At 65.5% G+C, this 23,375-nt stretch carries 17 protein-coding genes; 8 read left to right on the top strand and 9 right to left on the bottom strand.

Features of this window, described 5'->3' with window-relative positions; translation table 11 throughout:
* Positions 1–33: 33 nt before the first annotated feature.
* From ispH to D779_RS22700, 3 genes are all read right to left on the bottom strand, one after another.
* Positions 34–978: a 4-hydroxy-3-methylbut-2-enyl diphosphate reductase gene (gene ispH / locus D779_RS17615; protein WP_043756606.1), complete on the bottom strand. Its 945-nt coding sequence runs from the start codon at positions 976–978 to the stop codon at positions 34–36.
* A gap of 137 nt (positions 979–1,115) precedes the next feature.
* A complete protein-coding gene (locus tag D779_RS17610) occupies positions 1,116–1,568 on the bottom strand; it encodes an FKBP-type peptidyl-prolyl cis-trans isomerase (protein ID WP_043756604.1) in 453 nt (150 codons plus the stop codon).
* A 53-nt stretch (positions 1,569–1,621) separates the two neighbouring features.
* A complete protein-coding gene (locus tag D779_RS22700) occupies positions 1,622–1,759 on the bottom strand; it encodes a hypothetical protein (protein ID WP_198295745.1) in 138 nt (45 codons plus the stop codon).
* Between the two features lie 429 nt (positions 1,760–2,188).
* On the opposite strand from D779_RS22700, the gene rimO reads away from it, so the two are divergent.
* On the top strand, positions 2,189–3,514 hold the full coding sequence (gene rimO, locus D779_RS17605) for a 30S ribosomal protein S12 methylthiotransferase RimO (protein WP_043756602.1): 1,326 nt from the start codon (positions 2,189–2,191) through the stop codon (positions 3,512–3,514).
* Between the two features lie 76 nt (positions 3,515–3,590).
* Here the strand turns inward: rimO and D779_RS17600 are convergent, their stop codons facing one another.
* On the bottom strand, positions 3,591–3,791 hold the full coding sequence (locus tag D779_RS17600) for a YgaP family membrane protein (protein WP_043756599.1): 201 nt from the start codon (positions 3,789–3,791) through the stop codon (positions 3,591–3,593).
* 204 nt (positions 3,792–3,995) lie between these two features.
* Here D779_RS17600 and D779_RS17595 point away from each other — a divergent pair, with 204 nt between their 5' ends.
* Positions 3,996–5,561: a bifunctional aminoglycoside phosphotransferase/ATP-binding protein gene (locus D779_RS17595; RefSeq protein ID WP_081763578.1), complete on the top strand. Its 1,566-nt coding sequence runs from the start codon at positions 3,996–3,998 to the stop codon at positions 5,559–5,561.
* A 41-nt stretch (positions 5,562–5,602) separates the two neighbouring features.
* Here the strand turns inward: D779_RS17595 and D779_RS17590 are convergent, their stop codons facing one another.
* On the bottom strand, positions 5,603–5,956 hold the full coding sequence (locus D779_RS17590; RefSeq protein WP_332307779.1) for an EamA family transporter: 354 nt from the start codon (positions 5,954–5,956) through the stop codon (positions 5,603–5,605).
* Between the two features lie 233 nt (positions 5,957–6,189).
* On the opposite strand from D779_RS17590, the gene D779_RS17585 reads away from it, so the two are divergent.
* Positions 6,190–8,766, top strand: coding sequence for an EAL domain-containing protein (locus D779_RS17585; protein ID WP_052348237.1), 2,577 nt, complete (start codon positions 6,190–6,192; stop codon positions 8,764–8,766).
* 3 nt (positions 8,767–8,769) lie between these two features.
* On the opposite strand, the gene dusA is transcribed toward D779_RS17585, so the two are convergent.
* Positions 8,770–9,768 carry a tRNA dihydrouridine(20/20a) synthase DusA gene (gene dusA, locus D779_RS17580; protein WP_043756596.1) on the bottom strand — a complete coding sequence of 333 codons (999 nt, stop codon included), beginning with the start codon at positions 9,766–9,768 and terminating at the stop codon, positions 8,770–8,772.
* An 83-nt stretch (positions 9,769–9,851) separates the two neighbouring features.
* Positions 9,852–10,805, bottom strand: a complete 954-nt coding sequence (locus tag D779_RS17575; protein ID WP_052348236.1) for a helix-turn-helix transcriptional regulator — start codon at positions 10,803–10,805, stop codon at positions 9,852–9,854.
* 249 nt (positions 10,806–11,054) lie between these two features.
* Between D779_RS17575 and D779_RS17570 the strand changes: the two genes are divergently transcribed.
* On the top strand, positions 11,055–13,064 hold the full coding sequence (locus tag D779_RS17570) for a TonB-dependent receptor (protein WP_043756591.1): 2,010 nt from the start codon (positions 11,055–11,057) through the stop codon (positions 13,062–13,064).
* A 79-nt stretch (positions 13,065–13,143) separates the two neighbouring features.
* Here the strand turns inward: D779_RS17570 and gorA are convergent, their stop codons facing one another.
* Both gorA and D779_RS17560 read right to left on the bottom strand, forming a co-directional pair.
* Positions 13,144–14,517, bottom strand: a complete 1,374-nt coding sequence (gene gorA, locus D779_RS17565; protein ID WP_043756589.1) for a glutathione-disulfide reductase — start codon at positions 14,515–14,517, stop codon at positions 13,144–13,146.
* 290 nt (positions 14,518–14,807) lie between these two features.
* Positions 14,808–15,545, bottom strand: coding sequence for a glutathione peroxidase (locus tag D779_RS17560; RefSeq protein WP_043756587.1), 738 nt, complete (start codon positions 15,543–15,545; stop codon positions 14,808–14,810).
* A gap of 347 nt (positions 15,546–15,892) precedes the next feature.
* On the opposite strand from D779_RS17560, the gene D779_RS21855 reads away from it, so the two are divergent.
* From D779_RS21855 to D779_RS17545, 4 genes are all read left to right on the top strand, one after another.
* A complete protein-coding gene (locus tag D779_RS21855) occupies positions 15,893–16,198 on the top strand; it encodes a sulfur globule protein CV3 (RefSeq protein WP_269747401.1) in 306 nt (101 codons plus the stop codon).
* A 193-nt stretch (positions 16,199–16,391) separates the two neighbouring features.
* The gene (glk, locus tag D779_RS17555) at positions 16,392–17,372 is read left to right on the top strand and encodes a glucokinase (protein ID WP_043756586.1); all 981 of its coding nucleotides are present in this window, start codon (positions 16,392–16,394) and stop codon (positions 17,370–17,372) included.
* Positions 17,373–17,530: 158 nt separating this feature from the next.
* Positions 17,531–19,336, top strand: coding sequence for an autotransporter assembly complex protein TamA (locus D779_RS17550; RefSeq protein ID WP_408606020.1), 1,806 nt, complete (start codon positions 17,531–17,533; stop codon positions 19,334–19,336).
* On the top strand, positions 19,333–23,370 hold the full coding sequence (locus tag D779_RS17545) for a translocation/assembly module TamB domain-containing protein (RefSeq protein WP_043756585.1): 4,038 nt from the start codon (positions 19,333–19,335) through the stop codon (positions 23,368–23,370). The genes D779_RS17550 and D779_RS17545 overlap by 4 nt, the downstream gene beginning before the upstream one ends.
* Positions 23,371–23,375 lie beyond the last annotated feature (5 nt).

Here is a 23,375-nt window from a genome sequence, read left to right as displayed (position 1 = left end):
GGAATACTGGGATATCCAAGACCCTGTCGCGTTTCAGCCTTGAGCCTGGGCGGCCGTCAATTCCTTGGGCAGGGCGAAGACCACCTGCTCGCGGATGCCGTCCTGTTCTTCGGCCTCCGAGGCGCCCCAGTCGCGCAGACAGGCGATGACGCGCTCGACGAGGACCTCGGGGGCCGAGGCGCCAGCGGTCACGCCGATGCGCGAGCCGTCGTCGAGCCAGTCGCGCGCGATGTCCTCAGGTCCGTCGATCAGATGGGCGGTGCAGCCCTGCTTCTCGGCGAGTTCGCGCAGCCGGTTCGAGTTGGAGCTGTTGGGCGAGCCGACCACGAGCAGCAGGTCGCAGCGCTTGGCGAGATCGCGCACGGCGTCCTGGCGATTTTGGGTGGCGTAGCAGATGTCGCTCTTCTTGGGGCCCTGGATGGCCGGGAAGCGCTCGCGCAGCGCGGCGATGATCTCCCGGCTGTCGTCCATGGAGAGGGTGGTCTGGGTGACGTAGGCGACCCGCTCCGGATCCGGGATGTCAAGGCCGGCGACGTCCGCGACGCCCTCGACCAGACGGATGGTTCCTTCGCCCTGGCATTGTCCGAGCGTACCCTCCACCTCCGGATGTCCGCGATGGCCGATCAGGATGACGCTGATGCCGTTCTGGCAGTGACGGGCCACCTCCAGGTGGACCTTGGTTACCAGCGGGCAGGTCGCGTCGAACAGGCGCAGATCGCGCGACTGGGCCTCCCTGCGAACCTCCTGCGGCACGCCGTGGGCGCTGAAGACCAGGGTGGCGCCCTCGGGGACGTCGGCGAGGTCCTCGATGAAGACGGCCCCGCGCTGTCTCAGTCCCTCGACGACGAAGCGGTTGTGCACCACCTCGTGGCGGACGTAGATGGGCGCCCCGTAGAGGTCCAGGACACGTTCGACGATGGCGATGGCGCGATCGACCCCGGCGCAGAATCCGCGCGGGTTGGCGAGCATGATATTCATAGTGCGACAGGATAGGCGAAGCTGAATGGATGAAATAAATGGCGATATCTGGGGTTATCGGGCGTCCCTGTCCGGTCGGTTCGGAAGGCGTCCTCGCGGCGATCGCTCGCCGGTCCGATGTCGGGCGAAACGGCGCGTCAGCCGACGGCGAGCACCTTGATGCGGATCCGCAGGCGGCGTCCCGAAAATGGGTGGTTGAAGTCGACCAGAATTCGTTCGCCGTTGCGGGCGAGTATGATACCGCTGGTGTCGTGCCCGCCCGGGGTGGTGAAGGCGACCAGCTGTCCGGGGAGCGGCGGGCGGTCCTCCGGGAAGTCGTCGCTGCCGACCCAGTGCAGATTGGCCTCGTCGTAGACGCCGAAGAGCTCGGAGCCGTCGGCGCTCAGCTGGGTCTCGGTTCCCGCAGCGAGGCCGGCGATCAGCGACTCGAAGGCACTGGTGAAGGAGCCGTCCCCGATACGGCAGCAGATGGGCTCCTCGCCGAAGGTCGACAGGGCCTCGAAGCCGTTCTCGAAGCAGACCTCCAGGTGCAGGCTCACCTCCCGTCCCGGGGCGATGACTGGTTCTTGCAGGGCGGCGGCTCGGTCCATGGCGGATCTCGGTGAGGTCGCGAGCGCCGCGCCTCATCGTCCTTCCAGGCGGGTCAGACGAGCTCCTGGGTGACGAATAGATAGCCGAGTGAGATGGCGACGACCGCGACGGCGAAATATGGGATTAGAATGCAGATTCCTGGCAGATCGTTGCAGATCTTGCTGTACTTGCATAGCTTGCAGTTTTTCATGCCCTAATCCTTCTGTCCTGTACGTGCTTCTTTAGAATCCTCGAATGGGATCTTCTCGTGCGTAGCGATATACCGAGGTACCGAGTCCCCGGTCCGGTCCGTGAATGAGCCGGACTGCGCGCTTGCGGGCCGAGCGGCGGACACGCGGGGCTCGATCGGTGTCTCACTAGCGAACAGGCTGTTCGAGCTTGGCTATCCTTACCCAATTTCGCAGTAGGATCAATGGTTGAATCATCCGAATATCCCCGCTGCGCGCATCGGGCCGGCCGCAGGCCGCGGCCTCGATCGGCAGGACCGGGCTCGCCGGTCCTGGTTCGGTCACCACAGAGCAGTCTCGCACGGCTCTCTTCCTGAAACATCTATTGTGTAGGCGAACTTCATTTGTCCACTTCCTCACAGAATCATGGGATACCGGCCAGCGGCAGGCAGGTGCCCGAGGCTCGGGTTCCACAGGTCGGTCTCGTCAGCCTCGGTTGCCCCAAGGCGACCGTCGATTCCGAACGGATCCTCACCGAACTGCGCGCCGAAGGATACGCGATCAGGCCCGACTACGAGGGCGCCGATCTGGTGATCGTCAATACCTGCGGATTCATCGATGCCGCCGTCGACGAGTCCTTGGGTGCGATTGCCGAGGCGCTGGACGAGAACGGCCGCGTGATCGTGACCGGTTGTCTGGGCGCGCGCGCAGACATGGTCCGGGAGGCGCATCCAGAGGTGCTGGCCGTGACCGGGCCGCATGCGCTCGACGAGGTCATGTCCGCGGTGCATGCCCATCTGCCGGCGCCGCATCATCCCTTCACCAGTCTGGTCCCGCCGCAAGGGGTACGTCTCACGCCGAGGCACTATGCCTATCTGAAGATCTCCGAGGGATGCAATCATGGCTGCACCTTCTGCATCATTCCGAGCCTGCGCGGCGATCTGGTCAGTCGCGGCATCGGCGAGGTGCTCGAAGAGGCGCAGCGTCTGGTGGAGTCCGGGGTGCGCGAGCTGCTCGTCATCTCTCAGGACACCAGCGCCTATGGGCTGGACCTGCGCCATCGACCCGACTTCTGGCGCGGTCGTCCGCTGCGCACCCATATCACCGATCTGGCGCGGGCGCTGGGCGAACTCCCCGCCTGGACGCGCCTGCACTATGTTTATCCCTATCCGCACGTGGACGAGCTGATTCCGCTGATGGCCGAGGGGCTGATCCTGCCCTATCTGGACATGCCGCTGCAGCACGGCGACGAGCGGGTGCTGCGGGCCATGCGCCGGCCGGCGGCGACCGAGAAGGTGCTGGAACGTCTGTCGCGCTGGCGCGCCATCTGTCCGGATCTGATCCTGCGCAGCACCTTCATCGTCGGTTTCCCGGGGGAGACCGAGGCCGAGTTCGAGCGGCTGCTCGATTTCCTGCGCGAGGCCCGGCTGGACCGTGTCGGCTGCTTCGCCTATTCGCCGGTCGACGGCGCCGAGGCCAACAGGCTCGCCGATCCGGTGCCGGAGGCACTGAAGCAGGAGCGTCTGGAGCGCTTCATGGAGGTTCAGGCCGAGATCAGCCGCGACAAGCTGGCGGCCCGCGTCGGTCAGCGCATGACGGTGCTGGTCGACGCGGTGGAGGAGGACGCCATCATCGCCCGCAGCCACGCGGATGCGCCAGAGATCGACGGCGAGGTGATCATCCCGGGGGCCTGGGAGATCGATCCTGGCGATTTCATCGAGGTCGAGATCACCGATTCGGGCGACCACGATCTCTGGGCCGAGCCGGTGGAGGATTAGTGGCGGGCTCGAGACTTCGGGCGGGATGGGCCGCTCGGACGTCTTCGCGTGTCGTCCGGGCGGCCGAGGGCCGGGATCAGAATGCCGGACCGCTCTCCTTGCCCAGTTTCTTGAGGATCAGGGCGAGCGGACAGAAGCCGGTGAAGGCCGACTGGAACAGATTGGCGCCGACGAATGCGGTGAAGAGGTACCAGTAGGGGCTGACCGTATAGCCGAGCGCGAGCGAGATGACGATGAAGGCGCCGGCCACGGCGAAAACGATGCGTTCGATTGACATGGAATTCTCTAAACTTGGTTGAGGGAACCCGCCTTCGTGTAGGGCTCCTGGGTTGAAGTGGAGATTATGCCTGGATCTTACCCAGCGCAGTTCGCTTCGTTCAACAGCACCTGATCGTCGGGGATGCGTCCCTCTGGACGAGGGGCCCTTGGACACGGATGACTCGGGTTTTCCCGGATCGGGTCTCGACGAATGGCGGTTCATATGGGTAACGAGGATTTCGTGCGTTTGATCGCGGGCTTGATGCAGCCGGACGCCTATCCGGGGGAGGTGACGAGCGTCGACCATATCGAGACCCATATCTCCCACATCATGCTGGCGGGCGACCACGCCTACAAGCTGAAGAAACCCATCGATCTGGGCTTCCTCGATTTCTCCACCCTGGAACTTCGCCGGCACTGCTGCGAGGAGGAGCTGCGGCTCAATCGCCGGTTGGCGGAGGCCCTCTATATCGATGTCGTTCCGATCACCGGGACCCCGGACGCGCCGCGCATGGAGGGCCGGGGGCCGGCGCTCGAGTACGCGGTCAAGATGCATCGCTTCCCTCAGGAGGCGCTGCTCGATCGTCAGCCGCTCTCGGGCGAGCTGATGGTTCGGCTCGGCGAGCTGGTCGCCGATTTCCATGCCTCGGTCTCGACGGTCGATCTGGCGCGCGATTTCGGGACCCCGCCCGCGGTGCTCGAGCCCATGCTGGAGAATTTCCGGGCCATTTGCGCGCGCGCCATCTTCCCCGAGACCCTGACCCGGCTCGACAGGCTCGAGAGCTGGACGCTGCAGCGTCATTGCGATCTGATGCCCTGGATCGAGCGGCGGCGCCGGCAGGGCATGGTGCGCGAATGCCATGGCGACATGCATCGCGGCAATATCGCGCGGGTCGGCGATGCCATCCATATCTTCGACGCCATCGAGTTCAACCCCAATCTGCGCTGGATCGATACCGCGAGCGAGGTCGCCTTCCTGGTGATGGACCTCGAGCAGGCGGGGGAGAGCGGGAATGCCCGTCTCTTCCTCAATCGGTATCTCGAGCGCAGTGGCGACTACGATCTCTTGAGGATGCTGGACTTCTACAAGGTCTACCGGGCCATGGTCAGGGCCAAGGTACTCGCGATCCGCCTGGATCAGGGCGACCTGGATCGGGAGGAGGCGATGGGCGTGCGCCGTACCTGCATGCGCTATCTGCAACTGGCCGAGTCCTACACCCTGCCTAGACATCCTCATCTGCTGATCGCCTGCGGTCTGTCCGGATCGGGCAAGAGCAGTATCGCCTACAGTCTGCGCGAGGCGCTTCCCTTCATCCATCTGCGCTCGGATGTCGAGCGCAAGCGTCTGTTCGGACTGCGCGAGAACGCCCGCACCCTGAGCGGGGTGGATTCGGGGATCTATTTCCCCAGCGCCACCGACTGGACCTACGACCGCTTGCACCAGCTCGCCGAGAGTATCCTGGACAGCGGATACGATGTCCTGATCGACGCCACCTTTCTGTCGCGAAGCCGGCGTCGGCGCTTCAGCGAGCTCGCCCGCCGCCGTGGCGCGGGCTTTGCGATCCTGGCCCTGGACGCGCCCTTGGAGATTCTGCGTCAGCGGGTGATCCGCCGACTGGCGAACGGCGGAGACGTGTCCGATGCCACCGTGTCCGTCCTGGAGCGTCAGCATGCCGGACGTCAGTGTCTCTCTCCCACCGAGCGCTCCCAGTCGGTACTGATCGACACCAGCCGTCCCCCTCCATTTCCCGAGGTCCTGACGCGCGTGAAGCGGGCGCTGGAGATGTAGTCCCGGGATGAGGATGCTGGCGCCGTTTCCCTGGGAAGACCTCAGCGCAGAAGCGGGATCACGACCACGCCGGAGACCATGCCCATGACGAATACCGGTGAGAAGGCCAGATAGGGTAATGTTTGGGATAGGGGATGGTCACGAATCGCGGCCATGTAGACTAGCATTGCAATGAGCTCGAGCGGGATGAGCAGGCCGATCCAACCCCAGAAGGCCAGCGGGATCTCCCCGATCGGAGGCATGTCGGGCAGGAGGGGGCTCAGCAATAGCGCCGGTACGCAGAAGCGGACCACCAGGAGTTCGAGGGCCGAGAATCCCTGCAGCCAGGCATTGGTCGCCGCGTCGGCGCTGGCCAGACTGAAGGCACAGAGCAGTGCGAGCGTGATCCAACTCATGGGCGGGTGTATGCCGTGGGGATGCGCAAGGTAAGCCGGGTACGGCGGGGTGTCGGGGACGCGCCCATTCCGGCGATCTGCATCCGCGATCTTACGCGAGGAAGGCTATGGATGCGGCGAAGAATCGAGATTCGAGCGACAGGGCGTGGACAAGCCTCTCGTGCGACGGGCGAGGGCGTTCGCTGCCATACTTGAATGCCTGGACGGCTCCGCACTAGGACGAGCGTGCGCTTATGTCTGGAACCATTTTGGTCGTCGACGATCTCCCCACCAATCTGCTGGTGATCGGCGAGTTGCTGCGGCAGGCGGGATACCGCGTCAGATCCGCCGACTCCGGACCTCTGGCGCTCGAATATGCCGTGCAGGACCCGCGGCCCGATCTCGTCCTGCTCGACGTGATGATGCCGGGCATGGATGGGCACCAGGTACTCGCCCAGCTGCGTGCCGATGACCGAACCCGCGATCTGCCCGTCATCTTCGTCACCGGCATGGACAGTGTCGAGGACGAGACGCGGGGGCTGGAATCGGGCGCGGCCGACTACATCACCAAGCCCATCGTTCCGCCGGTCGTCCTGGCGCGGGTGAAGACCCAGCTGGAACTCAAGCGGGCCAGGGACTGGCTGCGCGACAAGAACGCCTTTCTGGAGTCCGAGATCGAGCGCCGGGTCGAGGAGATCCGCGTCGTTCAGGCTGCGAGCCAGCGGAGGGAATACCTTCTGAGACATCGCCTGGATCTGATCCTCTCCTCGGTCGGGGAGGGCATCCTGGGGCTCGATCGCGCCGGCTCTGTCGATTTCATCAACGACTCGGCGGCGGAGATGCTGGGCTATGCCAAGGATGCGCTTCTGGGGGTCGATCTGTCTCGGCTCGTCTGCACCGAGAGTCCGGGGTCGGCAGACCGGCTGGACGACTGCCTGCTGCTCTCCGCCGTTCGCTCGGGTCAGGTGCTGCGTGGTCATGGCGAGCGATTCATCCGTCAGGATGGCTTTTCGATCCCGGTCGAATGCGCCGCGATGCCGATCCTCGAGGGCGAGCGGCTCCTGGGTGCGGTGGTGAGCTGGCGCGACGTGAGCGAGCGCAACCGCTATCTGGAACAGCTCGAGCGCAAGTCCAATTTCGACGAGCTGACCGGTCTGCCCAATCGCAACCTGCTCTCCGATCGGCTCTGTCGGGCGATCCAGCGCAGCCGCCAGAGCGGATTCCAGATCATGGTCGTGGCCTTGAACCTGGATCGGTTCAAGAGCGTCAACGGCAGTCTCGGACGGGAGGCGGGAGACCATGCCCTGTGCGCCATGGCGCGGCGTTTGTCGGGCCTGCTCGAGACGGCCGATACCCTGGCCCGCGTCGAGGGTGACGAGTTCGTATTGGTTTCCGAGGGGCGCGAGCCCGAGGGTATGACGCGCCTGGCGCAATCCATCCACGAGACCTCCCTGAGGCCCTTCGCGATCGATAGGCGCGAGGTGATGCTGTCGCTGAGCATCGGCATCGCCGTTTTCCCCAAAGATGGCGAGACCGCCGAAGCCTTGATGTGCAATGCCGCCGCGGCCATGCTCAAGGCCAAGATGGAAGGCGGAAAACGTTTTCGCTTCTATGCGCGCGAGATGAACGCCCGCGCACTCGAGCGCATGGATCTCGAACACGAACTGCGCCAGGCGATCGAGCGCGGCGAGCTCGAGCTGCACTACCAGCCTCAGGTCGATCTGCGCGGCGGTCAGGTCATCGGTGCCGAGGCGCTGGTGCGCTGGCCGCATCCCGCGCATGGCTTGATGATGCCGGGCGCCTTCATTCCGCTCGCCGAGGAGTCCGGTCTCATCGTCGAACTCGGCGAATGGGTCTTGCGTCGGGCCTGTCTGCAGAACCGCGCCTGGCAGGATGCCGGGCTGCCGCCGATCAGCGTGGCCGTGAACCTCTCGGCCCGTCAGTTCGCGGCCTGCGATCTGGTGTCGCTGACCGACGGCATCCTGCGCGAGACGGGGCTGAATCCGAACCTCCTGGAGCTGGAGCTGACCGAAAGTGCCGCGATGCTCGACACCACGGCCTTCATCAAGGCGACCAAGCGGCTGAAGGATCTGTGCGTCTCGCTCTCCCTCGACGACTTCGGCACGGGTTTCTCCTCGCTCAGCTATCTGCGCCGCTTCGACATCGACCGGCTCAAGATCGATCGTTCCTTCGTGCGCGATATCGTGCACGACCCAGACAGCGCCGCCATCGTGACGACCATCGTCGCGCTAGCGCACAACCTGAATCTGGCCGCGCTCGCCGAGGGGGTCGAGACCGAGGCCCAGCTCCGCTTTCTCCGCTCGTGCGATTGCGACGAGATCCAGGGCTACTATTTCAGCCGGCCTTTGACCGTTGCCGACTTCGAGCGGCTCCTCGCCTCCGCGAGGCGGCTCCAGGTGCCGTCGGAGGACGGCACCGAATCCAAGCGGAACCTGCTGGTGGTGGACGATGACGCACAGGTCGTCGCCAGTCTCAAGCGGATGCTCGAGTTCGAGGGCTATCGGGTCCATACGGCGCTGGGCGGCTTCGAGGCGCTCGAGCAGCTGGCGATGCATCCGGTCGAGGTGATGATCGCCGACGCCATGATGCCCGGAATGGACGGCGCCGAGCTGCTCGCCCGCGCGAGCGCGCTCTATCCTCGACTGATCTGCATCATGTCCTCCGGATACAGCGATTTCTCGTCGGTGACCAAGGCCGTCAATCACGGCGCGATCTTCCGATTCCTCAGCAAGCCTTGGCAGGACGGGGCGGTCCGCAATGTCGTTCGCGAGGCATTGCGCGCCTCCGAACTGCGCGACGCGCGTCTCTGAGGATCACCCGCGGTCCCCGCGCAGTCGCGCCCGCTCTTGCAGGCGCTCGTACTCCCGTCTGATGCAATCCGAGGACAAGACCTCGACCCCCGCGCCCGGACGGTGGACGTTCTCGCTGATCTGACGCCGCCAGGCCCTGGAGCCGGGCTGGGCCTGGAAGAGCCCCAATATGTGGCGGCTCATGGCGGCGAGGGGTGTGCCGGCCGCCAGCTCGCGCTCGGCATAGCGGATGAAATCCTCGAGAACCCGATGCCGATCCGGAATCGGGCGCGCGTCGCCGAAGATGAGACGGTCCGCCTCGGCGAGGATCCAGGGGTTCTGATAGGCCTCGCGACCGATCATGACGCCGTCGAGATGGTCCAGGAATCCCTCCGCCTCGGCGAGCGTCTTGATGCCGCCGTTGATCGCCATGGGAAGATCGGGGAAGTCCCGCTTGAGCTGGCGGACCACGTCATGGCGCAGCGGCGGCACGTCCCGGTTCTCTTTCGGACTCAGGCCGCTCAGCCAGGCCTTGCGGGCATGGACGATGACGGCATCGCAGCCGGCCGCGGCCTGGGCGCCGATGAAGTCGACCAGCTCGCCATAGCTGTCGCGGTCGTCGATGCCGATCCGGGTCTTGACCGTCACCGGAATGGAGACCGCGTCCTTCATCGCCCGAACGCAGTCGGCGACCAGTCCGGGCTCCGCCATCAGACAGGCGCCGAAGCGTCCGTTCTGGACCCGGTCGGAGGGACAGCCGACGTTGATATTGATCTCGTCATAGCCCCAATCGGCCCCGATCCGCGCGCAGCGTCCCATGTCGCCCGAATCCGATCCGCCGAGCTGGAGCGCGACCGGGTGCTCGGCCGCATCGAAGCGCAGATGGCGCTCGCAGTCGCCATGGATGAGCGCGCCCGTGGTGACCATCTCGGAGTAGAGCAGCGTGTGGCGCGAGATGAGACGCAGAAAATAGCGGCAGTGACGGTCGGTCCAGTCGAGCATCGGGGCGACCGACAATTTCATGTATTCAATATTCACCAGTGGTTTCGGGTAAAGGCTTGGTTAAAGAGAATATTTCGGTATTCCGGAGTCGGTCGCGTATCGGATCATGCGCGATCTTGCGCATTGGGACGCGCTGCCGCGTGCAGTGCCCAGTCCCGGGGCGCTCGCCCCATGAATTCCTTGTAGATCTTGCTGAAGTGGCTGAGGCTCGAAAAGCCCACCGCATAGGCGGTCTCGGTCACGCATTCTCCACGTGCGAGCAGTCGCGAGGCGGCCTCGATGCGCGTCCTGATCAGGTATGTCCGAACCGTGGCTCCGAACAGCGATTTGAATCCGGACTGAAGGCGTTTTTCGCTCATTCCGACCCGTTCGGCAAGCCTTGGGACGGTCCAGCCCTGCTCATACTGCTCGTCGAGCAGACGGCGCGCATCCAGCAGGGGGCGCCGGTCGCGCGCGGCCGAGGCGCCATTCCAGGCATCCGCAGCGAGCAGGTCGGACAGCACCAGTGCCAGGGCTTCGTCGATCTTGGCGCCGAGATAGAGTGGCTGTAGCGCGCCGTCGATGCGTCCGCCGCCGAGAATGTCGCGACCGACGCGCATCAGGTCGTTGGAGGCGGCGATTCCCGCCATGAAGGCACCCAGGGCAGGCAGGCTGCAATCCTCGACGAGGTTCGGAGGATGTCGCAGTCGGGCCGGATCGCAGAGATGGGGTAAGGCGTTTGCGGGGATCGAGAACCCCACCAGCTGCATGGATTGTGCGCCCACGAGATCGTCATGGCCCGTCACTGTCTGCCGGGTCGACATCACGACCGCCATCCCTGGGGACAGGGCCAGCGATGGGCCGCCCTGCAAGCGCATATGCGAACGTCCCTCCAGCTGAATGCCGATGCGGAAGGCGGGTTCACAACGCCCGCTCAGGGTCAGGTCGGTGTCCAGATGCGTGTTCCAGCAGCTGATGCAGCGCCCTCCGGGCAGCGTCCAGTTCTGCGGGATCTGGTCATGGGGCGGGTGGGCGCATGGTCGGCGATCGGCCTCGACGCCCTCTGTCGTGCTTTCCATTCTCGGGTCATCCGTCTCTCGATCGTTCCGAAAACCGCATGTCCCGGCGCATTGCCGTTAGCGCAATTTTCGAGAATAAATATCATTTGCCTTTAGCGCGGGCCGAGTATCTCCCGGCGACGTTGCGGCTGTCCAGCGACGCGACCCAGTCGCGTGCGCTCCGCAGCTCTGCCTCGGGAGGTGATAGCGCGCGCGATGGGGCCCGGGTTCGGATTCGGGGGTGAGTCTGCAACGATAGAAGACGCGAGCATGATAAAGCAGAAGGTTTTGACTCCGGTGATCGCGGTTGCCGCCGCCGTCATCGTCGATGGCGCTCAGGCAGTGAGCGGTGGTGAGGACGGCGTGTTTCTCGAACCCATTACGGTGACCGCGACCAAACGGCCGGAAAGCGATTTCGATATCGCCGGTAGCGTAGACGTCGAGTCCCGCGAGCAGCTCGTCGAGGCCGTCGTGAACGACACCGACGAGCTCGACCGTCTCTTCCCCGAGTTGCTCTCGGTCGGGCGCAGCTCGCGGGTCTACAACATAATGACCTTGCGGGGACAGGCATCGGCCGATTTCTTCAGCCCGAGCACCAGTTTCTATCTCGACGGCGTCCCGCAGCTGCCGCATGCCTTCGGGCAGACGCTACAGGAGGTCGGGCAGGTCGAATTGCTCAAGGGACCGCAGGGCGCCATCTATGGCCGGGGTGCGCTTGGCGGTGTGCTGAGCATCACCAGCCGCCGGCCCGGCACGGAGCCCGAGCTGTGGGGCAATGTCCAGGGATTCGAGCGCGGCTATCGGGTGCGGGCGGGCGCCAGCACGGGGTTCGATCGCAACGGCCTGGCGATCCAGGGCAGCATGATGCGTGCCGACGAGGACGGGACGCTCGACGATGCCATGAACGGTCGCGACGATCTCGACGATCGCCAGAACACCGCAGGCAGGCTGTCGATTCACTATATGTCAGAGAACCTGCCGCTGGAGATGCGTCTGAAGGCGCGCGCCGAGCGCTACAGCTCTCACGAGGAGTATTACGTTCCCTACAGCCCGCTCTCACGTTCGCAGGTCGAGCCGGTGGTGAAGACACCGTGGCTCGAGCGCAAGATCAAGGACGTCTCCTGGGATCTGGAATACAGCCCGAATGCCGACTGGACCATCACCGGGGTCCTCGCCAGACAGACCGTCGATCTGGAGCGCACGTTCGCCCCCTACGGCGTCGACACCGTCGAGGCCCAGAGCAGCAATTACGCCGAGCTGCGGGCCAATTACGAGGGCGTGGCCCTGACCGCCGTCATGGGGATCTCCGCCCAGCGTCTCCGTTTTGAATACCAGGACGTCAATTATGGCGAGGCGGCCGGTTACATGGGGGGGCCCTACACCGAGAACGAGATTCTCAACTATGCGCTCTTCGCCGATACCAATTACCGCTTCGCCGAGCACTGGGAGGTGAGTCTTGGCACGCGCGTGGCTCGGGAGGATGCCGAGGTGACCATGCTGATGCCGGACGCGAACGGCTCGGACGTCATGCAAACCTACACCAACGACGAAAGCTTCACGTCGGTGACTCCGCGCTTTGCGCTCGCCTGGCTGCCGAACGACCAGGTGCGTCTCTGGGCCGCCGTCGGACGCGGCTTCAAGCCGGGCGGCTTCAACAAGGCCGGGACCAGCGATGCCGATCTCGTCGCCTACGATTCCGAGATCGCCACCAACTTCGAGATCGGCCTCCGGTGGCGCAGCCCCGAGCGCCGCTATCAGGCCGAGGCCACCCTGTACGCCATCGACAGTCAAGACGTGCAGGGATGGATCGGGCCGGCCGGCCTCCAGATCCTATCGAACATGGGCGACGCCACGAGCCGGGGCATGGAGCTGCAGGCGAAGATGCGCTTGGCCGAAGGCCAAACCTTGACGCTCGGCGGCATGGTCAATCGCAGCCGCTATACCAGCGGCGAGTTCGATGGCAAGGACGTCGCCTACACCCCGGGGTACAGCGCGCTCGTGGCCTGGGACGGCATCTTCGGCGCGCGCGAACAGTGGCGGCCGCGCATCGCCCTGCGCGCGACCGGGCCGCATTATTTCGATACCGAGAACGACTTGCGCCAGAGCGCCTACGCCCTGCTCGAGGCCTCCCTGATGTGGCACAGCAAGCATGGCTTCGAGCTGGGTGTCTACGGCCGCAACCTGACCGACGAGCTCTACCGCGTCTATGGCAACAGCGCCGTCGGTGCCCAGTTGGGTGCGCCCCGCGAGATCGGGGTGCAGCTGAACGTCGAGATCTGACTTCGATCTTCGTTCCGCCGCTGCCGCCCCAGTCGCGGTGCCGAACCCGGCGTCGGGCGACGCCGGGTTCGATGCGTGGTTACTGGCCGCCCGGGCTGCGGACCGGCACCTTCAGTGTGACCAGTTCCTCGGCGCTGCAGGGATGGATGGGGACCGTGTCGTCCAGGTCCGCCTTGGTGGCGCCCATCTTCAGTGCGACGGCGAAGCCTTGCAGCATCTCGTCGACGCCGTCGCCGATCAGGTGGATACCGACCACCTTCTCCTCGGGACCGGCGCAGACCAGCTTCATGGCCGTCTTGGGGCCATGCTCGTTGAGCGCGTAGCGCATGGGGGTGAAGCTGGTCTCGTAGATCGTCAAGGTGTCGCCGTAGCGCTCGCGCGCCTCGGGCTCGGTGAGACCGACCTTGCCGATCGGGGGATGGGCGAAGACGACGGTCGGGATGTTCTCGTAGTCGAGCTTGAGATCCGGCTTGTCCTTGAACAGGCGCTCGGCCAGACGCCGTCCGGCGGCGATGGCGACCGGGGTCAGCGGATCGCGTCCGGTGATGTCTCCGATCGCATAGATGCCTGGCACATTGGTGTTCTGGAAGGCGTCCGTCGGGATCATGCCGTTCGGCTGTACCTCGATGCCGGCGGCCTCGAGGTCGAGGTCGCGGGTGTTGGGCGCCCGGCCGACCGCCCAGATGACCTGATCGAATCCGGTCAGGCGCTGGCCGCTCTTTTCCACCAGGGAGATGCCCTCGGCGTTCTTCTCCAGTCCGGAGACCTCGAACTCGAGATGCATCCGGATGCCGTCGGCCTGCATGTTCTCGGCGAGTGTCTCGCTGATCAGGGGATCGAAGAGCCAGAGCACCCGGTCTTCCAGGGCGACCATGGTGATCTCGGTGCCGAAGGCGCGCAGCAACCCGGCCAGTTCGACGCCGATATAGCCGCCGCCGATGATGGCGACGCGCTGCGGACGCTCTTCGAGCGCGAAGAATCCGTCCGAGGTGATGCCCAGCTCGTGGCCGGGCAGGCGCGGCACGATGGGACGTCCGCCGGTGGCGATGACGATGTGATCGGCACTGTAGTGCGTGTCGCCGACGGCGATGGTGCGGGCGTCGACGAAGCGCCCGTAGCCCTCGATTCGGGTGATGCCGAGACGCTCGGCATAGCCGTCCCAGTAGTCGTTGATGTTGGCGATATAGCGGTTGCGTCCCGCGACCAGCTTGCCCCAGTCGAGCCCGTCGGACTGGGCTCGCACGCCGAAATCGGGGGCGTCCGCGACGGCCTCGGCCAGTTGGGCCGCGTACCACATGACCTTCTTGGGGACGCAGCCCGCGTTGACGCAGGTGCCGCCCAGCTTGCCGGCCTCGACGATGGCGACGCTCAGCCCGAATTGGGCGGCCTTCTCCGCGACCGCCAGGCCGCCGCTGCCGCCTCCGATCGCGATCAGATCGAAATGCTGACTCATCTTGAGCTCCTGATAGTAAGTTCGGTCGCGTCCATTTTCGCACGGATGAGGCGGCCTCTCCGTACAGTCCGGTTCGTCCAGGCGCTTCCGGGGCGACGAAGGTCGCGATTCCTGCGGAAATCGAGGCTGTTGCCGGATCACCGCTGAATAAGGCCCATCGCAGGCGGTTTGGGGCGTGAGGCAACCGGTAGGTCGGAGGTCCAGCGCCCCTCCGGGCGCGAGACCGGCCCGCGGCCTTCAGCGTCGGGCGATGCCGAGCGGAAGGCCGCGGAGGGTGGTGGGCGCTCGGCTTAGCCTCGGCTCTCGATCCAAGCGATGACCTTGTCGGAGCCGCCGATGAGCTGACCGTCGACGAAGACCTGAGGCACCATGGCCGCGTTGGAGACGGCGCGCAGGGTCTGCTCGGTATAGTCCTTGTTCAGGACCAGCTCCTCGAACGGAATCCCCGCCTTGGTCAGGGCATCCTTGGCCTTGGCGCAGAAGGGGCAGCCCTCGCGGCTGAAGACGGCCACGTCGATCGGCTTGGGCGCCTCGGGCGCGATGTAGGCGAGCATGGTGCCGGCGTCGGAGACCTCGTAGGGGTCGCCTTCGACCTCGGGCTCGATGAACATCTTCTCGATCACGCCGTCGCGCACCAGCATGGAATAGCGCCAGGAACGCTTGCCGAAGCCCAGGTCGTCCTTGTCGACCAGCATGCCCATGCCTTCGGTGAACTCGCCGTTGCCGTCCGGGACGAAGGTCAGGTTGTCGGCGTGCTCGGCCTCCTTCCAGGCGTTCATGACGAAGGTGTCGTTGACCGACATGCAGACCACCTCGTCCACGCCATGCTCCTTGAACATGGGCGTCAGCTGGTTGTAGCGCGGCACGTGCGAGGAGGAGCAGGTGGGCGTGAAGGCGCCCGGCAGCGAGAAGACGACCACGGTCTTGCCGGCGAAGATGTCGTCGGTGGTGACGTCCACCCACTCGTGGCCACTGCGGGTGCGGAAGGTGACGTTGGGAACGTGGCTGCCTGTGCGATCTTCGATCATGTCTTAAGTCTCCCTATATGATGATGTTTCGGCTTTTGGTCAGAAGAAAACTTGACGGCTTTCGCTGCCGACGGGGGACATGATACGGGGATCGAATCATCTCCGAAAATGGGTTATGAAAATCATGGTAATTGGTCTTGCCGATCGATCCGGCTCCTTTCCTCGTCCCCGTAATCCTGGTGTTGGACATTCGAAACCACGAAATTAAGAAAACCCTTATTGACCGACGTCAACGAAGCGGCCGGTAAGTCATCCTAGTCTTATGAACGCGGAGGGCGGTTCGCCCGAAGATGATAGTCCGAGTAGGTATCAGACTCTCTACTTTCGCGAGGAACACGATGATGACCATGAAGCGAATCTTGATGGCCGCCACCGTTGCGGGCGTCTCTGCGATGGGCTCCATGTCCGCGAACGCCTTTTGGGGCTGGGGGCCCTTCGACTGGTTCAGTCCCTGGGGCGGGCCATGGGGTGGAGGTCCCTGGTACGGTGGTGGTCCCTACTACGGGTACGGCTATCCCTATTATGGCGGCTACGGCGCGCCCTATGGCTACGGCTGGGGTGCCCCGTACGGCTGGGGCGGAGTGCCCTACTACGGCTATCCGGCATACGGCTATCCCGCAGTGACGATCCCGCAGAGCACGACCTCGAAATAATCGACAGGCTGTTTTCGCTATAGCCCGATCACGCCCCTGTCCGCGATCCGCGGGCGGGGGTGTTTCGGGTCCACCCAATGTCCATGGCTTCGCGGCCAGGCCATCTAATTGCTATCATCCCCGCCTTCCGATCCCGCAGGACGCCTTGGCGGCCTTTACGGGTCGTTTGCCGTCTGACGATGGGAGACATGCAATGCGCTTGTTGGTGGGTGACATCGGTGGTACCAAGACGGCACTGGGTATGGCGGAAACGGATGGCGAGCTCGTCAGGATCAGCGAGCCCAGGCGTTATCCGAGTGCCTCCTTCGATTCGCTCGACAAGATCATCCACCGTTACAGCGTCGAGACCGGCTGTCAGTGCCGATTCGCTTCCTTCGCGGTCGCCGGACCCGTGCATGATCGGCGCACCGAGACCACCAATCTGCCCTGGTTCCTGGATGCGGACGCCTTGGAGGCGTCGTTCGGTTTCGCCGGCGTCGAGTTCCTCAACGATCTCGAGGCCGTGGCCTGGGGCGTTTCCGCGCTGGAGCCATCCGATCTGGCCGAGCTGCATCCAGGCGAGGGTTCGTTCGAGGGCAATGCCTGCGTGGTGGCGGCCGGAACCGGCCTGGGTCAGGCCGGGCTCTTCTGGGACGGGATCACTCACCATGCCTTCGCGACCGAGGGTGGACATACGGATTTCGCTCCGGCGGACGATCTCGAGTTCGCCATGTTGAGGCATCTGAAGATGCGCTTCGGCCGGGTGAGCTGGGAGCGCGTGGTCTCGGGTCCGGGGATCGCCAACGTCTACGAATTCTTTCTCCGCTATCATGACTGCGAGTCGCCCGCCTGGTTGCGCCGGGCGATCGAGGAGGGCGGGGATACGGCGGCGGCCGTCGCCGAAGCCGCGGCCGCCGAGCGCTGCGCCGTCTGCGTCGAGACCATGAACCTCTTTCTGCGGCTCTATGGCCGGGAGGCCGGGAACACGGCGCTCAAGCACATGGCCCTGGGAGGGGTCTATCTGGGGGGCGGAATCGCCCTGAAGAATCTGGCGCTGCTTCGGCAGGGAGGCTTCCTCGAGGGATTCTTCGACAAGGGCCGCATGGGCTCCCTGATGCGCCGCATGCCGGTGCGGGTTATCCTCCAGCCTCTGACGCCATTGCTCGGGGCCGCTCGCTTCATGGCCTCGCAATGAGGAAGGGGACCGATATCCCGTCAACCCAGAGGAGACAGCGACGATGGTCGAGCTCGAGATCACGGGGATGAAGTGTCGGCATTGCGTACGCTCGGCGCCCCAGGCGATCTGATCCTCGGTCGCGCTGGATCCAGGGAGCCGGAATGATTCGAGGTGTCTTGAACAGACGGCGAACCGGTCTTTCATCGGGCCGGCGCGGCCATCCTTGGTCTGGCCTCGGTCTGGTCCTCTGTCTATTGCTCGTCCACCAGGGCGCCTATGCGCTCAAGCTGGACGTCCAGGTCAGCGGGCTCTCGGGGCAGCAGGAGTCGAACGTTCTGGCGCTGCTCGGTATCTATGGCGAGCGCGGCGACCGGGATCTGACGCCGGCGCGCGTTCTGGCGCTGCACCGCATGGCGCCGGAGCAGATCGCCGACGCCCTGGCGCCATTCGGACTGTATCGGGTCCAGGTCGAGGATGATCTGAAGGAGCCCGCCGACGCGCAGGGGACCTGGGTCGCGACCTATCGGGTGAATCCGGGCGAGCCGATCAGGATCGGCTCGGTCGACTATCGGGTCGAGGGCGAGGGGGCCGAGGACCAAGCCTTCCCCAAGACCTTCCCCATGAAGGTGGGCGACGTGCTGCTGCACTCGGCCTACGAGACGGCCAAGGCGGATCTGCGCTACAGCGCCACATCGGCGGGCTTTCTGGACTACCGGATGACCCTCCATCAGGTGCTGGTCGATCCCGTGTCCTATAGCGCCCACATCCATGTCCATCTCGATACCGGCCCCAGATACCGCATCGGCGCGGTCAGCTTCGAGCAGGATCTGCTCGACGAGGGATTCCTGCGCAGATACGTCAGCTTCGAGCCGGGCGACGTCTACGACCCGGACGTGCTGCTCGGCCTTCAGAGCCGTCTGCTCGGGAGCGAGTATTACAGCGACGTCGAGATCGTTCCCCGCAAGAATGCGTCCGGTCCGGAGCACGAGGTACCGATCGAGGTGGTGGCCAAGCGCAACAAGGCGAATAAATACCGCGTCGGTTTCGGTTACGCGACCGACATCGGACCGCGCATGACGCTCGATTATCGCCGCCGCTACATCGGCCGTCACGGCCACAAGCTGCGCACCGAGCTCAGTCTGGCCCCGGCGCTCTCCTCGATGGAGCTCGACTATCGCATCCCCATCCAGGATCCGACCCGCGACTACATCGTCATCAAGCCGAGCTCCAAGCTCTACGATACGGATACCCGCAAGGGCTGGACCCACAGCGTCCAGGCGGCCCATTCCACGCTCACCGAGCGCGGCTGGCGGCGCAACCTCGGCGTCGAGTACAACTACGAGGATTTCGACCTGGACGACGCCACCTCGGTGGGCGCCACCAACGAGCTGGTCCCGAACATCTCCTGGTCGAAGACGGTCTCGGACAATCCCATCAACACCAATCGCGGCTACCGGATCAAATACACGGTGCTCGGCGCCGTCCAGGGCCTGGTGTCCGAGGCGTCCTATCTGAGCGGTCGGCTCCAGTTCAAATGGGTGCGGCGCTTCCTCGAGGACTATCGCCTCATCACTAGGACCGATCTGGGGGCCACCTGGGCCGAGAGTTTGGAAGACCTGCCGGCGAGCCGGCGCTTCTATGCCGGGGGCGACAATTCCATTCGCGGCTGGGGATTCGAGGCCCTGGGTCCGAACGACCGCAAGACCAACGAGACCGTCGGCGGACGCTATCTGGCCGTGGGCAGCCTGGAGCTGGAGCGGCGCATCCGCGGACCCTGGAGCGCGGCCGTCTTCACCGACTTCGGCAACGCCTTCGATCCGGATTACGATCAGGAATTCGCCCAGAGCGCCGGTCTCGGGTTGCGCTGGGCCTCGCCCATCGGTCAGGTCCGGCTCGACCTCGCGTTCGCCCTGAGCAAGGACGACGAGGACGACGGGTTTCCGCCGGCCCGTCTGCATATCGTCATCGGACCGGATCTATGACCGACGTCGAGAAGACCCCGGACCCTTCCGAGACACCGCGGGAGACCGCGCCGGATCCGGCGGGAAGCGCTCCGGCATCGCGTCGGCGGCGGCTACCGCGTCTCCTGCTGGGCGTCTTGGCGGGGCTCCTCCTGCTGATCCTGGTTCCGGTCTGCCTCGTGCTGGGGACCCAGACCGGGTTGCGATTCGCCGTTCAGACGGCCGAGGGCATGCTTCCCGGGCTGTTCAGCGTCGGTCGGGTGGATGGCCGGCTTCTCGGCCGCCTGAGCCTGCGCGACTTCTCCCTGACTCTGCCGGCGCTCGACGTCGGGATCGAGACGCTGGAACTCGATTGGACGCCCTCGGCGCTGCTCCAGGGGCTGGCCGAGATCGATCGGCTCGCGGTGAGCGGATTCGACCTGGCCCTGGGGCCGAGCGCGGACAAGGAGGACACGCCCTTCAGCCTGCCCGAGATCCTGTTGCCAGTGCGGCTCGATGTCGGCGAGGCCACACTCGAACGCTTTCGCCTGCTCGACAAGGGGGCCGAGGCGCCCATGCTGGTGCTGGATCGCGCCCGTCTCGTCGCTAGCCTCGACGGCGGCGATCTGCAGGTCGTCGGGCTGGATGCGAGCCTGTCCCAGCCCCGGCTCAGCGCCAATGCACGGGGCCATGCCGATCTGGTGGGCCAGTATCCGCTTGAACTGGATCTGGACTGGCGGATGCAGCTACCGCCCGAGGCGCGGCTCGATGGCTCCGGCCATCTGGAGGGCGATCTGGACGATCTGCGGATCCGTCATCGCCTGACAGGCTCGGCGGAGGCGACCCTGGAGGCTCGGGTGCGCGCGCTGCTGTCCGCGCCCAGCTGGGAGGGCCGGATCCAGGTCGCGCGGGTCGATCTGCCGGCCTTCGCGGCCGATCTGCCCCAGGTCGAGACCCGGGCCGACCTGGAGACGCGCGGCGATCCGAGCCGGGCGACGGTCACCGGTTCGCTGGACGCCAAGGCGCCGGATCTGCCCGATTTCGGCCATCTGGCCGCCACGCTCGATCTGCTCTGGAGCGACAAGCGGCTCGACATCCGCCGTCTGGACCTGACCGAAGAGGTCTCCAAGGCCGACCTGAACGCGACCGGCCACCTGGATCTCGCGACCGATCCGGGCGCCTTCGAGCTGGAGGGCCAGTGGCGGAATCTGCGCTGGCCGCTGAGCGGCGACCTCGTCGCCCGGTCCGCCCAGGGCGCGCTGAAGGCGTCCGGCGATCTGGCCGCCTACGACTACAGCCTCTCGGCCCAGGCCGAGGGGCCGAGCTTTCCCGCGTCGAGGCTGGCGCTGCGGGGCACCGGAACCGCCGAGGGTACCCGGATCGCCAGCCTCCTCCTGGAGACGCTGCGGGGCCGCATCGAGGGCGGCGGCGATCTGGCCTGGTCTCCCGAGCCGAGCTGGAACCTGCATCTCGACGGCAAGGACCTGGATCCGGGCGCCTTCGTCGAAGGGCTGGACGATCGGATCGCGCTTGCACTGACCACCGAGGGCGGACTCCAGTCCTTCGATTACGATCTGAGCGCGACCACCTCGGGTCCCGGATTGCCGCCGGCCGCATTGGCCCTGATCGGCTCCGGCGACCTGGCGCAGACCCGGCTCGAGACGCTGCGTCTGGATGTGTTCGGCGGGCGTGTCGACGGCGAGGCCAAGGCCACCTTCGACCCCAAGGTGACCTGGGACGCGGCCATCCGGCTCTCCGGCATCGACCCGGGCAGCTATGCACCCGAGTGGCCGGGTCGCATCGACGGCCGGCTGACCAGCCATGGCTCGATCGAGGACGCCGGGCCGGATCTGGTGGCGGTCATCGAGTCGCTGAAGGGGCGTCTGCGCGGCTATCCGATCGCGGCGTCCGGTCGGGTGAGCATGGCCGAGGGCCAGACGCGCCTCGAGAATATCGAGGCCCAGTCCGGGACTAGCCGGGTCGGCATCCAGGGAACGGTCGACCAGTCGCTGGACCTGGCCTTCGATCTGGAATCTCCCGATCTCTCCAACCTGCTGCCCGATGCCAAGGGACGTCTCTCCGCCCAGGGCAAGGTCACCGGACCTCTGGAGGGGCCGCGTATCCGGCTGGACCTGAAGGCCAAGGACGCGGCCTTCGGCGAGCAGGGGCTGGCCAGTCTGGTCGGTAAGGCCAACCTGGATCTGGCTGAGCCCGGACGCTTCGATGTGGATCTGGATGGCAAGGATCTATTTGCGGGCGGCATGCTCTGGGATGCGCTGACGCTGCGGGGAGAGGGCTCGATGCCCGATCACAGGGTCTCTCTACAGCTCGACGGGACGCAGCTCGCGGCCAAGCTGGATGCCTCCGGCGGACTGTCCGACACCGGAGTCTATCGCGGTCGTCTGTCCAGGCTGGATCTGGTGCCCGAGGATCTCGGCCGCTGGAGTCTGGAGAAGGCCGCTCCATTCGCACTCGATGGGGCCAAGGTTCAGGCCGGTCCACTCTGTCTGCGTCAGGACCGGGGCTCGGGTGGGTGCATCGGATTCGATCAGTCCGCGCCAGGCAAATGGCTCGCGAACCTGAATCTCGACAGCCTGGATTTCGCTCTGCTGGAGGGATTTCTGCCCGATGGTCTGGATGCCGAGGGTGCCATGCGGGTGACGGGACGCTTTCAGGCCGACGGCTCCAATCTGGACGGTCGGGCCAGCGCCGAGATCGACCAGGGACGGATCAAGGTCGATCTGGGCCAGGGGCGGTACGAGGCCGTGGATTTCTCGGGAACTCGGCTTACGCTGAACACCGATGCCAAGGGGCTCTCGACCCGGCTGGAGCTGCCCCTGGGCGACCTGGGCGGTGCTCGGGGCTCGCTGGACCTGCCCGGCTGGCGCTTCCAGGACCCGGCCGCGCCCGGTCAGCGGCTCCAAGGACAGCTGAAGGCGCAGATCGCGGGTCTGGAGCGTATCGCCAGTCTGGTGCCGGATATCTCGAATCTGGCCGGTTCCCTCGATGTCGATCTGGGGCTGGGCGGCACCATCGGCAAGCCCGGTGTGAAGGGCCGTGCGGCGGTCAGCCAGGTCGGTTTCGAGGTGCCCTTGATCGCCCTGGTCGTGAAGGACCTGAATCTGGAGGCGGTCGCCCCGTCCCAGGAGCGCATGGATCTGCGGGGTGGCGCGCTGGTCGGGGGCGGCCGACTGGATGTGAGCGGCGAGGCCCGGTTCGGTGCGGCGGGACCCGATGTCCGAATCGGTCTGAACGGCAAGAAGCTGAAGGTCGCCGACACCAAGGAATACTATGCGCTGATCTCGCCCGATTTCGAGATCGAGGCGGGATCCAAGGGGGCCTCGGTTCGCGGCCAGGTTCGGATTTCCGAGGCCCGTATCCGGCCGCGCTCTGTGCCTGCCGGAACCGTCTCGCCCTCTTCCGACGTGGTGATGGAGGAGCGGACCGAGACGCCGCCCTATCCATTGGATCTCGACGTGGGGCTGGTCATGGGCAAGGACGTCACTATCGACGCCTTCGGCGTGCGCGGCCGGCTCGCCGGCGGTCTCCGGGTGCTGCAACGACCGGGCGCCGACATGCTGGGCGACGGTCAGCTCCAGATCACCGAGGGCGAATACCGGCTGTCGGGCGGTTTCGGCCTGGCGGCCGAGCTGGGCGCTCCGCTGACCATCACTCAGGGACGCTTGATCTATGCCAAGAGTCCGATCGACAATCCCGGGCTCCTGCTCCAGGCCGAGCGCGCGGGTGGCGACACCACGGCCGGGGTGCGCGTGCTGGGCACGCTGCGCGATCCCAAGCTGGCCTTCTTCTCCGAGAGCGATCCGGACATGACCCAGGCCGAGATCACCAAGTATCTGGTGACGGGGATCCCGCCCTCGGCGAACGACCAGACCAACGACGCCGGTCTGGCCGTCGGGACCTATGTCGCGCCCAGGATCTACATGGAATACGAGAGCGGGCTCGGCGACGAGGCGAACAAGGTCAAGCTGCGTTACGACCTGACGCGCCATATCGAGCTTCAGACCGAGACCGGCGACAATCAGGGTGCCGACATCTACTTCAAATTCGAGAACTGATCCCC

Source organism: Imhoffiella purpurea, assembly GCF_000585215.1.
Lineage (GTDB): Bacteria > Pseudomonadota > Gammaproteobacteria > Chromatiales > Chromatiaceae > Imhoffiella > Imhoffiella purpurea.
This window is presented reverse-complemented; position numbering and strand designations above follow the sequence as displayed.